Origin of the sequence: Collinsella aerofaciens, assembly GCF_039062315.1 — a bacterium.
Classification (GTDB): Bacteria; Actinomycetota; Coriobacteriia; order Coriobacteriales; family Coriobacteriaceae; genus Collinsella; species Collinsella aerofaciens_BG.
This window is the reverse complement of the sequence record NZ_JBCJBG010000003.1, coordinates 166,126-177,602: the sequence shown is the minus strand read 5'-3', so window position 1 is coordinate 177,602 and position 11,477 is coordinate 166,126. Positions and strand designations below refer to the sequence as shown.

The 11,477-nt window shown below is 57.3% G+C and carries 9 protein-coding genes and 1 riboswitch; all 9 genes read right to left on the bottom strand.

Going from position 1 to position 11,477, the window contains the following annotated elements; all coding sequences use genetic code 11:
• Positions 1 to 9: 9 nt before the first annotated feature.
• Positions 10 to 1,899 carry a site-specific DNA-methyltransferase gene (locus ABCP74_RS02820; protein WP_343000622.1) on the bottom strand — a complete coding sequence of 630 codons (1,890 nt, stop codon included), beginning with the start codon at positions 1,897 to 1,899 and terminating at the stop codon, positions 10 to 12.
• 3 nt (positions 1,900 to 1,902) lie between these two features.
• Positions 1,903 to 3,672 (bottom strand): ATP-binding protein, encoded by a 1,770-nt coding sequence (locus tag ABCP74_RS02815; RefSeq protein ID WP_343000623.1) that lies wholly within the window; start codon positions 3,670 to 3,672, stop codon positions 1,903 to 1,905.
• Complete coding sequence (locus tag ABCP74_RS02810) at positions 3,669 to 4,595, bottom strand: SIR2 family protein (protein ID WP_343000624.1); 927 nt, start codon at positions 4,593 to 4,595, stop codon at positions 3,669 to 3,671. The genes ABCP74_RS02815 and ABCP74_RS02810 overlap by 4 nt, the downstream gene beginning before the upstream one ends.
• Positions 4,596 to 5,216: a DUF4391 domain-containing protein gene (locus ABCP74_RS02805; protein WP_343000625.1), complete on the bottom strand. Its 621-nt coding sequence runs from the start codon at positions 5,214 to 5,216 to the stop codon at positions 4,596 to 4,598.
• Entirely contained in the window at positions 5,210 to 8,443 is a 3,234-nt protein-coding gene (locus ABCP74_RS02800; RefSeq protein ID WP_343000626.1) for a helicase-related protein, read from the bottom strand. The genes ABCP74_RS02805 and ABCP74_RS02800 overlap by 7 nt, the downstream gene beginning before the upstream one ends.
• A gap of 4 nt (positions 8,444 to 8,447) precedes the next feature.
• Positions 8,448 to 8,660 (bottom strand): YlcI/YnfO family protein, encoded by a 213-nt coding sequence (locus tag ABCP74_RS02795; RefSeq protein WP_227561562.1) that lies wholly within the window; start codon positions 8,658 to 8,660, stop codon positions 8,448 to 8,450.
• A gap of 301 nt (positions 8,661 to 8,961) precedes the next feature.
• Positions 8,962 to 9,264, bottom strand: a complete 303-nt coding sequence (locus ABCP74_RS02790) for a hypothetical protein (RefSeq protein ID WP_343000627.1) — start codon at positions 9,262 to 9,264, stop codon at positions 8,962 to 8,964.
• Between the two features lie 8 nt (positions 9,265 to 9,272).
• A riboswitch (SAM riboswitch) is annotated at positions 9,273 to 9,363 on the bottom strand.
• A gap of 266 nt (positions 9,364 to 9,629) precedes the next feature.
• On the bottom strand, positions 9,630 to 10,619 hold the full coding sequence (locus tag ABCP74_RS02785) for a hypothetical protein (RefSeq protein ID WP_343000628.1): 990 nt from the start codon (positions 10,617 to 10,619) through the stop codon (positions 9,630 to 9,632).
• 123 nt (positions 10,620 to 10,742) lie between these two features.
• On the bottom strand, positions 10,743 to 11,396 hold the full coding sequence (locus ABCP74_RS02780; protein ID WP_089573552.1) for a helix-turn-helix transcriptional regulator: 654 nt from the start codon (positions 11,394 to 11,396) through the stop codon (positions 10,743 to 10,745).
• Between the last annotated feature and the right edge of the window lie 81 nt (positions 11,397 to 11,477).

The following is an 11,477-nucleotide window of genomic DNA, read 5'->3' as shown; positions in this document are numbered from 1 at the left end:
GTCGACGCCTTAAATCACTTGGGGAACAGTGTCGGGGCTGTAGGTGCGGAACAGCTCCTCGTAGTTGGCGTGCGTGGCGTCGTCAGCCATGGACGAGTCGCGGATGACGGCGTACCAGGGCTTGGCCTTCGCCATCTCCTCGATGGTGTCGGAGCCGACGTTCGCATCGAAGCATGCCGCCAACTTGTCGCCGTCCACGAAGAAGACCTTCTTGTCGGCGAGTACGCGCTCCTCGATCTTCGCAGAGTACGGGATGCCGAGCTTTGGCAGTACCTCGAAGAGCAAATCCAGGTCGGAGCGTCCCTCCTTCACGTTGTCGGCGAAGTCGAAGAGGCTCTCCTGGGAAATCTCGCCAGGCGTGAGGTAGAAGTCCTTGAAGTTCGAGGAGTCGATACGCAGCACGCGGAAGCCAAGATCTGGATAGAGTTTAGGCTCGGCGCCGAGCTCGAGCTGCTCGTTTCCCTTGTCGATGTCTGCAGCGATTTTCGCGCCTGCACGATTTATCCTGTCTTCCCCAAGATCGCATAACGTCTTATAACCATGTTTGATTGCGCTAGGATTATCTCCGCAGTTTTCAGGCAGCTGAACCATAATGAAGCGTCTTTGACCGTTGTCGTTTTTATTTGCTTCGATGACTGCGTGAGCAGTAGTTCCAGATCCTGAAAAGAAATCGAGAACAATGGAGTTTGGTGGCGCTAGCCACTCTACAATTCGTTGAATGATGGCAACGCTCTTCTCGGTATCAAACGCATCGGTCTCATTGCCGCTCAAAGTCAGGTCCATCCAGTTATCGCTCAGCAGCTTTCCGGTCGAGGGGGGCACATAATACTGCACAGTGCCATCTTCGTTCTTTCGAACAAAGTTCATCTTCTCATTCGTTGCGGCAAGATTATCGAGATAGTACTCGTCTAGACTCATCGAGCCTGCCGCATCCTTGAGAAAAGTGTTGTAGTTGCTAACTGCCGTATATGCGCGCCCTTTTTCCCAGCGCCATTGTCCAGAATGAGGGGTTTCGCCGAATAACTCATACCTCATAGATGGACGATCCGTACCTCGCCAAAATGTATCCCATTTGCCAGGCTTGCCATCATGAGCTAATGATAATTTGTGGAACCGATTGGTCGCGTTTCGCGAATAAAGCAAGATATACTCATGCCCCTGCGAAAGAGCCGCAATATCGTCAAATTGCGCCTGCACGTTCTTAATGCCTCTGCGAACTGCAATGCAATTTTTGAAGCACTGGGCTCCGAATATCTCATCGCAAATTGCTCGAAGATTCTTTACCTCATTGGCATCAATGCTTAGCAAGATAGAACCATCCGAAGTCAAGAGATCGCGCGCAAGAAGCAACCTCGGGTAAATCATCGAGCACCAATCTGAGTGGAACCGGCCGTTGCCCTCGGTGTTGGCAACCAGGCGACCGCCTTCCTCGTCGAAATCACCGCTCTCCGCGTCATATTCGCCGCGCGTTTTGGCGAAGTCATCGTCGTAGATGAAGTCATGGCCCGTATTGTATGGGGGGTCGATGTAGATGAGCTTAACCTTGCCGGCGTAGGTCTCCTTCAGAATCTTGAGCGCGTCGAGGTTGTCACCCTCGATGTAGAGGTTCTCCGTGGTGTCCCAATTCTTGGACTTGCCTGGTTCGGGAATCATCGTCTTGTAGATGGGGCGGCGCGCCTCGGCCTTTGCCTCGCGCTTGCCGGGCCAAGTGAACTGGTAGCGTTCACGCTGTCCCTCCGCTACATCACCCAGAAGATCGCGCAGCACGTCGAAGTCCACGGCACGTGCAAGCTTGCCGTCGGCGTTCTCTACCTCGGTCACCACCTGCGGGAACAGCTCGGCGATCTTGTCTATGTTCTCGGCGGTGCCCTCGGGTGTACCCAGTTCGATCTTGTCCATTATTTAAAACTCCCATTTTTCTAAGGCGGTTTGTTCCAACAGCCCGTTATCGCCGAACAACTGAATATCGTTGCTGTTCGGCCTCGAGCAGCTATCAAGCTGATCGATATAGACGTACTGAGGCATGTGCAGCGACGGTCCGCTGACGATGCACTCTCCTTGGCCAAGTACGCTTAACATTGAAAGGCTGGTTTCCCCCATAAAGCTAACGGTCTTCCTTATCCTTTCGATATCGTTCGGATTCACAAGCTTATGAATAAAGTAATTATGAATCTGCGAGGTAATCGTTGGAGAGATATCGCTCGGCCTCTGGCTTGCCAAGCAGAGAAAGACGCCGAATTTGCGCCCCTCTTTGATTACTTTCTCGAAAATGCGAAGCGTGTTGCCGTGAACCGAGTCGGATTGCGTGACGTCATATCCAAGCAGATTATGAGCTTCGTCTACAACCAGCGTGACGACTTCTCTCGGCGTTCCGTCGCCCTTGTTTTCAGAAGCTCTTCTCATAACCAGCTCCGCGATTAAAGCGGGAAGCATCTCTCTGCTCGCTTCATTGACGTCGCCCAACTGAACGACTGCGAGGGGCTTGTTGTCGAATATCGCTTGCAGGCCAGCGCATGGCGCGTCGGAAAAGATTTTCTCCAAATCTCTGATGACAGATTTGGCTCGAGGAAGCAGCGGCTGGACGAATTCAAAGTTGATTCCACTTTCGGCCGCTCTGGAGACCTCCAACGCAAGCCAAAGGTAAAACATCTGAAAACGATCGATGCCAGGTTTAATGACTATGTCCCGTACATCGGAGATAGAATTGATGTATTGCCGCCCTTGTCCATTGTCATAATAAAAACTACCATTTGTCCTGTTAAAGGCCAAGTTGTCGATACCTTTTATCAACTCGGGGCAGTAGTTGCGCAGCGTGAAAAACAACGTTTCGCGTTTATCGGCAATTGACCGTTTGATCTCGGATATATAATTCGCGTCTGGCTCGCTTCTCCATTTTGAATAAGCTCTTCTGACTGCGGGCATCTGAGTCCTTGGGGTTGCTCTCAAGATGGTTCCCCAGCTATCCTCGTCAAGCGAATCGAAAGACAGGGGAACGCGATCGCGGTTCAATCCAAGTTGCTTTCTCGTGTTCAGCCGATAGACGGTCTTTTTGTCCCGGGGGACTATGGCGTCTCCGCCGTATTCGTTATTCAGGTCAAATATGAGAATCCTCACCGCGTCGGTTTCTTTCGGGAGGCAACCAACATAACCTTTCAGAAGGCTTGCCAACGTGTTCGATTTTCCGCTGCCGGTGTTTCCGAAAATACCGATATGACTTGCCATCAGCCTGCCAGCATCCAGATAAACCGAGCGCGATTCGTCGAAAAGGCTACTCCCTATGCGCAATGGCTTGGATCCGTGCGATGAGTACAGAAGCTTGAGGTCTTCAGAATCCAAAGACTCAACAGCCGCTCCTACAATGGGAAGGCAGCGAAGCCCTCCCTTGAAATCTCCTGACGAAATGTACCCCCGCACCTCCAGGTCGACAACGAAGGGACCTATGGGAGCCGCCTGGACTTCGCGGGTCACTTCACTTCGCCTGTCGTACTCCGCCTCGTGTTCTCCGACAATCTGGCAAATGACCGTATCTAGGCCGACTCCGGTTTTGACGAACGAATTGATACGGGGCGACGCTACCGCTTGGCCGTTATTCACAATGAATGGCTGCATGCGATCGAAGAACGTCGCCGCTGCTCTTACGCCATCAACCTTCGTTATTCTTCCCACAATCATAGTTGTCCCACTCTTTCGAGAAGATCAGCGAGGGTTTTAGTCGCATCAACGGGGTTCTCGTTATTGTTGGGAGGCACGACGATGACGTTGCCGGCGACCTGCTTTGGCAACTTGTCCTCGCTTCTGTACTGGAGCCAGTACACGGTAAGCCCGCCAGCGATTGCGTCACTGATTATTCCATTAACGTGGTCGTCCGCCCATGAATAGCCAATAACGAATAGCGCTGAATTGCGCTTCAGCAGCTCTCCTTTCATCGCGAAGAGAGTTTCATAGAAATGAGATAGTATGCTTCCGAGCTTGTCTTGCCCGGGGAAAACGATGTTGTTCGCAGAGAGCGTGCGATTGGTGTCGACAGACCCATGGAGCTTGTAGACGCAGAACGTCGGGACGAATGCATGGGTCGAAGTATTGTACCCAACGATATCGAAGGGCAAGCGACCCTTTGCCTTGTCTTGCGTGAGCGTATAGCTAAACAGCCCGCTGTCCTCGAGTATCTCCTCGACTATGCGGTCGTAATTGAGTGTGAAAACGTTCAAACGCCTGGTTTCGGGATGTCTGTTCTCGGCCCGACCGACAACAGAAGCGAAGCCTACAAGCATTCGTCTCAAGTTCAACAGAGATTCGTCGTAAAGTCGGTAATTGTTGTGGCTGTTATATTCGTCAACGAAAGCGTCGAGAACCTCTTGCCGTATTTGACCATCTGCGCAATTGGCCAAGGCAGTTTCGATATCACTTCCATCAAGACCCCTTTCGTTCATGGCGCCGATGGTTTTCTTGAATTGGGCGAAATAGGGAAACGCTTTTCCGTTCACTCCGGCGCCGAAGAGGAAGTTGACGGAGCAAGAACCAAGCGCTTTGCGCAAACCAACTACCAGCTCATCCGAGACGCCGAGCTGTACATCGTTATCGGATTGGTTGTCCATCTATCGTCCTTCCTCTATCTTGGCAATCCGCCGTTTGAGTTCCTTCGCCTTATCTAACAGCGCGTTCTTTCGCGCAACCTGTCGTTCCTTGCGCCCCCGCGCCTCCACGCGCGCAAGTTCTTCGTACAGCGCTTTAATCTTCGCGTCGACCTCGAAGCGTTCCTCTATGGTTTCAGGACCGCCACCTGCGTCGTTGTAGACCACTTGGGATGCAAGCGAATCCCACACTGCATCAACGTCGCTTGCGTTCATGTCGAGCGTGAGGCGGTCAAACGGACGCCAGGGCCCCACGACGAGTCTCTTGAGCATCACCGCGAGACACGCCTCACCGCTGTGGGTGCAGACGAACAGCAGCTTATGGGGGTTCGCCTGAGCCACAAGCGCCAGCACCTCTTCGGGGACGTGGCGAGCCTTGAGCGCCACTTCCACTACGAGCACCTCGTGCACGCGCTCGCCGTCGGGAATACCGGTCGTGGAGGTCTTTATCGAGTTCGCGATTACGAAGCGCTCGACGTCGCCGATGAAGGACTGGCGCAGCGCGGCGCTCACCTTCAGGCGTCCGTAGAAGGCCTCCTTGGGTATGCGGCGGCCCACCTCGGTCGTGCTCGGAAGCCCTAGCATCTGGGCCTCACCACCAGGAAGCACACGAGCTCGAAGTCATCGAGTCCCTCGATGTCGTTCTCCAGAAAGCCCGTCGTGCCGTCGGTGAAGAAGCTGTCGACGTCGGACTCCTGCTTGGAGTCCACAATCGACGCCACCGCGTCACGCAAGAGCCCAGCCTCGCGGCGCATGTCGCGGCCGTTCTTGGTCTCGCGGTTGTAGGCGCGGCAGAGCGCCATGTCGGGCTCGGACTTGCCGCGGCACAAAAGGCGCATGTCGTCGAGCACCGCCTTGGGCTCCAGGTGCCCGTGAGCAACGGACCCGTCTGACCCCATGCGAACCACATAGAACGGGTGCAGGTTGTTCGCCCCGTCGCGGTCGATCCTGCTGTTGACGTTGCGCAGCACGAAAATGACGCCGGGCTCGTCGCCCTCCACCACAGCGTTGATGCCACTCGGAAGCCTGTCGATGTCTGGGTTGTCGCGGTAGTAGCCCACCAGGTCCATGCGAAACTCGTTGAGTCCCAGGTCGGTGATGGACACGCCACCCGAAACGTCCTCCAGATCAATGACCTCGTTATGCATCTGCTCGAGCTGCTGACGACGGTACTCAAGGTCTCCTGTCTCCTCGGCGTTGATGTAGTCATCGTCACCCGTGGAGGTCATCACGGTTATTCGCATGCGCTCCTCAACACGCGCCTTGAGCTTTATGTACTCGTCCAGCTCAACGTCCGGCCAGTAGTTCACGAGTTGGATGCAAGCGTTCTTGGAGCCGATGCGGTCCACGCGGCCAAAGCGCTGCACGATGCGCACGGGGTTCCAATGGATGTCATAGTTCACAAGGTAGTCGCAGTCCTGGAGGTTCTGTCCCTCGGAGATGCAGTCGGTGGCGATCACGATGTCCACGTCGCAGCCGCAGAGCTGCGGAGCCACCACGTCTCGCTCCTTGGACACGGGCGAGAAGCAGGCGAGCACCTCCTGCATATGCGGGGGCACGGCCTTTATCGTGCAGGCGCAGCCGTCGCCCGTGACCTTGGCGCACTCGAGGCCGAGCTCGCGCTTCGCGAAGGCAGACACGTTCTCGTAGAGGTAGTCGGCGGTGTCCGAGAACGCGGTGAACACGAGCACCTTGCGGTTGCCCGGATTGATGGGGCTCTTTACCTTCTCGCGAATCTGCTCGCACAGTTCGATGAGCTTGGCATCGTGGGCAGGGTCGATGTCACGGACCATGGCAATGAGGACCTCAATGACGTCCACGTCCGCCTTGATATCGCGCTCCCAGCTCATCCAGTCCATATCCTCGATGAGGATCTTCGTGGCGCCGCCCACCTCGAAGCCGCTCTCGTCGTCGGGATCGAAGTCGAACCCGCCCGGCAGGTCGCCGTCGGCCACACTGGCCCCAGTCGCTAGACCGCTGCGGTAGTCGTCTATGGTCTCGAGGGCGGTGTTCATCGCCGCCAGCACGCGCTCAAGCGTCAGGCGGAACGAGCACACCGAGCTCTCCAGGCGCTTGAGGAGGTTTACCGTCATGAGGCGGCGAACGCCCGTCTCTCGCCCGCCGAGCGTGAGGTTTCCGCCACCGCCCTTCTCAACATACTTGGCCATCTTGCTGGGCTGCACGTAGGCGCTAGGCATGTACACGGCAAGCACGAGGGAATCGAGCTCTTCGTATATCTCGCGGTAGTTGATCGCGTTCGCCAGCGTCGAGAGCTTGGGGCGCTTCGATATCGGCGGCAGGCGCTTCGGGAAGGGCCCGATGGCGCTCATGTCGTAGTAGCGCTGGATGTGCTTGCGGCTGCGCGCCACGGTCACCTGGTCGAGCACCTCGAAGAAGTCGTAGTCGAGCATGTCGGTGAGGGCGTGCGTCGTCCGCCGCTCGGCGGGCAGCTTCGACCAGCGGGCGTAGACGGTCTGCGCGTTGCGGAAAACCGTCTCGATGTCGTTCTCAAGGCGCAGCTTCTCAGACCAGCCGGTGGGGTCGCCCCAGTACGCCAGGGCGAGCTGGTTGCGCAGGTCGCGGAAGCGGTTGTTCACGGGCGTGGCGGAGAGCATGAGCACCTTGGTCTTCACGCCCTGCTTGATGATCTTCTCCATGAGCAGCTGGTAGCGGTTCATCCTGTCTTCCGACGCCGAGTCGCCGCCGTTTCGGAAGTTGTGGCTCTCGTCGATGACAACGAGCCCGTACGCGCCCCAGTTCAGGCGGTCGAGCGGCAGGCCCGTCTCCGACGTGCCGCGCGTGCGCGAGAGGTCGGTGTGGTAGAGCACGTCGTACTGCAGGCGGTCGCCCGCGATGGGGTTGTTCACGACGTTCGAGTTGTAGGTGATCCAGTTGTCGCGCAGCTTCTTGGGGCACAGCACGAGCACGTCCTTGTTGCGGCTCTCGTAGTACTTAATCACGGCGAGCGCGGTGAACGTCTTGCCCAGGCCGACCGAGTCTGCCAGGATGCAGCCGTTGTAGGTCTCGAGCTTGTTGATGATGGCGAGCGCCGCGTCCTTCTGGAAGTCGTAGAGCTTGTTCCAGATAAGGCTGTCGCGGAAGCCCAGCCCCTCGTTGGGCAGCACGTCCTCGGAGACGTCGTCCAAGAACTCGCTGAATATGCGGCAGAGCGCCATGTAGTAGATGAGCTCGGGCGCGTTTTCCTGATACATTGCCGTCACGCCGTCGATAACGGCATCGGTCACGTCGTGAAGCTCGCCGGAGTTCCAAGCGGAATCGAACTGCTGGAGCAGGGCACGGGATTGGGAGGCGTCCAAGCGCATGGTCACGTCGGGGGCGTCCGCGGAGTTGTCGCAGCCGAGCTTGCGCGTGGTGAAGCCGTCGAAGGGCATGTAGGCCACGTTGTCGTCCGTCTTATCGATATCCATGAAGCCGCTCATGCGCCCCTCGCCCTCGAAGGAGCGGAAGCGCGCCTTGCGGCGGATCCAGTCGGCACACTCGGTCGCGACGGCCTTCTGCGTGAGCTCGTTGCGCAGCTTGATCTCGAAGTCGGTGCCGCAAAGGCCCTGCTCGCGGGAAAGGCGCGGGATGTAGAACTCGCGCTTCTCGCGCGCTGGGCGCTGCTTGGTGAACGTCTGCGAGGTGAAGACGAAGCGCAGTTCGTCGATGCATTCAAGCTGGCTGGCGAGTTCCTGGTAGGCGTACATGGAGAAAACCGAAGCGGCTATCGCCACGCGATCGCCGGCGGCTATGTTGGCGACGAGGTCGTCCTTGACGATCTTCGCCCTGTTGTCGAAGAAGTCAGGCTGCATGAGTTTATGCCCCCTTCTTCGCGAGCTCTTCGATCATGCAGGTGCGCACGAAGGCGGAGAAGCTCATGCCCCTCAGGGCTGCCTCCTCCTTCGCAGCGTCGCGCAGGGTATCGGGAATGCGCAGGGTCACGGAGACCTGGTCGCCGTCCACTAGGAAGCTTCTGATCTCGGTCTCGTCGGGATTGCTCTTGATGAGCTCCTTGTAGCTGTCAGGCATCTGCGCTCCCATCGCTCGAAATGCAATACAAATGCGTTTGAAAGTATTATAGCGTTGCATTGTTGGCGACTGTTGAGGCGAACAGGCGAACGGCAATATGGCCAGGCATGGAATCAAAGAGTCAGGTAGGGACAACCTGACCGACGGCGTTATCGCGGGATCGCGTGGTAGGTGTGCCCACCTACACCCTCGCAATCCCACGCGCGGCACTCAGCAGCTCGTACTCCCCCTGGCTCCACTGGCGCAGCTCGGCTGCGTCGACGGCGTCGCAGCACAGATCCAGGAACACCTCGGCGCTCTCTCAGAAGCACTCGCGGGCAAAGTCACCCGAACCGCTTGCGACGCACGTGCCGTCGGCAAACAGCTTCCAGCTAGACGGCTCGCGCGAATCGTCTCCAAGCAGCTTGATTTGCAGCACGTACGGGTCACCGGCGGCGCAGAGCTCTTCCTCGAGCACCTGCACCGTAAAGCGCATCTGGTGGGAGAGGCTGTTCTTGACCATGGCCGAGGCGTAGCCATTTGGCTTATCCAGAAGATGCATGTGATTCGGTTTGACGACCAGGTTGTGGAAGTTGCGCTCGCTGCGCACAGGGAAATTGTCCATACGGACTCCTTTCATCGATGTTGGCAGGGCCACCGTGCCTCTTGGCCGGTTGGCGTCGGGATCGTGGAGCCAACTCTCTACCCCGACTCTGGATAAAACGCGCCCGCTCCTTGCGGGCAAGAGGAAGTCTATCAACGTGTACGGACGGAAATCAAGCGCCGCCTGCGAAATGACGCGTGAACGGCGTTGGTTTCCCAAGTGATTATTCGGCTTTCGTCCGGAAAAGTGCCGAAATCAGCCGTGTAAAAGTACGGAAAAGTGTCGAAATAGGCACCTTAAAACTTCGGAAAAGTGTAGATGGATGACAAAACAGCACTTAGAAGCTGGTGCTGAATGCGAGATCCTGCGGCTGCCTTCAGCTCTCGCTATTCGTCGTCCCCGTCGTTGGGGTCGCCCTTGAGGGTGTTGATGTCCAGGTACTGGTTATCGTCCTCTTTTTGCTGGGTCTCCGACTCCGCTTGGGTGGGGCCGCGGAACAGCTGGAATCCTTCAAACGCAATGACACCGAGCAGGGCAATGATAATGGCGATAAAGGCAACCTTGACTGCCTGCGGAAATTCCGAGAAACGCAGCGCCTTTTCCTCGGCGTAATAATCGGCGAAGCGCTCTTCGCCCGTGCTTTTGGTATACGCCGGCGCGGACGCGGCCTCCGGGTCATATTCCGGTGCAGGCGTGGCAGCGTACGGATCGTTGAGATAATCGCTCGATGCGGTGCCATAATCCTCGGTCTCGATGCGACCGGTGCCAGCATAGCCATCGGAATAATCGGAATATGCCGCACCGCCCTCATAGTCCGCGGCGCTCGTGTTGGCGGCAAAAAGCGGGTTAACTGGAACATCGAGCGCCGGCATGCCGGTAGAGGTCTCATCCAGATCGGCTGCAGCCCAGGAATCGTGGGCAACCTGATGGGCGACGGGCTCATCGAGCCTTGTGACCGGAGGCTTGCGTGCCGCAGGAACGGGCAACTGCTGGGCGCTGTACATAACGGTGCTGTCGGCCGATTTGCTCTGCGTCGCCGCAGCGAGAAATGCCGCCGTCTCGGACGGGTCGTTTGCGGGGCGGGGAGCGGTCGTGGGCGCCGAAGTGGGTGCGGGCGTGGGCGCGGGCGTCGAAACAGGCGACTGCGCAGGAGTCGGCGCAGGTGCGGACTTAGGCGCAAGTGCGGGATTGGGGCTTGACGGGCGAGCCCCACCGCCGCCCATGAGTTCGTCGGCGGTCCACGGGCGATCGTCCATCACGTCGTCAAGGCTCAGCGAAAACAGGTCGTCTTCACCCTCATCGAACATGCGGTGCACATGTCCACCAATTGCCGGAATCAATCCGCGACCGGTGCATGATGCCTTGCTCAACGCCATTCTGTTCCATCCTTTCGAAATACTAATGACATCGATTATATGGAACTTCCCAAGCGGCTCGGTCTTGGATTCGTGCTTTCCAGAACTCGCGCCCAAAAGGGGAGGGGCAATCCAGACGAGTGCCTACTTGTCGCCGGCCGCCGCCTTGGCCTCATTGAGGTAGCTATAGAAACTGTACTTGGAGATGCCAAAGAACTCGCAGGCGCGCTCGCTCGACTTGGAAATGAGGAAGGCGCCGCGACGGTCGAGGTAGCCAATGGCACGAATGCGCTCGTCTTTGGTCATGAGTGCCGCGGGCTTGCCCACAAACTGCTCGCACTCGTGCAGCAGGTCCTCGAGCAGGTCGCCGATGTTCTTGGTAATGGGCTCGGGCTCGGTATAGCCCGTGCCGCCGGTGCCGGTAAAGGCGTCGAGCGAACGCTCAAAAGCCTTCATGAGCGTAATGTCAAAGTTGATGCCCAAAATGCCGACGGGTTTGCCCTCATCGTTGCGGATAAAGATCGTCGACGATTTGAGCAGCTTACCGTCGGTGGTTTTAGTGAGGTACGGCTCGCGGTCGTGTACATCGGTGGCGCCCTCGTGCATGGACTCAAACACGATATGGCTGGGGCCGTCACCCAGTTTGCGCCCGCTGACGTGGCCGTTTTCGATCACTACGATGGAATGGTCCACGTCCTCGGTCTCCAGATCGTGGACGACGACTTCGCAGTTGGGGCCAAATTGGAGCGCCAGACCGTGTGCGAGGCGCTTGTAAAACTCAATCTGTGCGGGGGTCATGGGTACCTTCCTAAAAATTAGTTTGGGCTCACTGTGCCATAAACCACACATGACCGCAAACAAATCCATCAACAAGGCAAT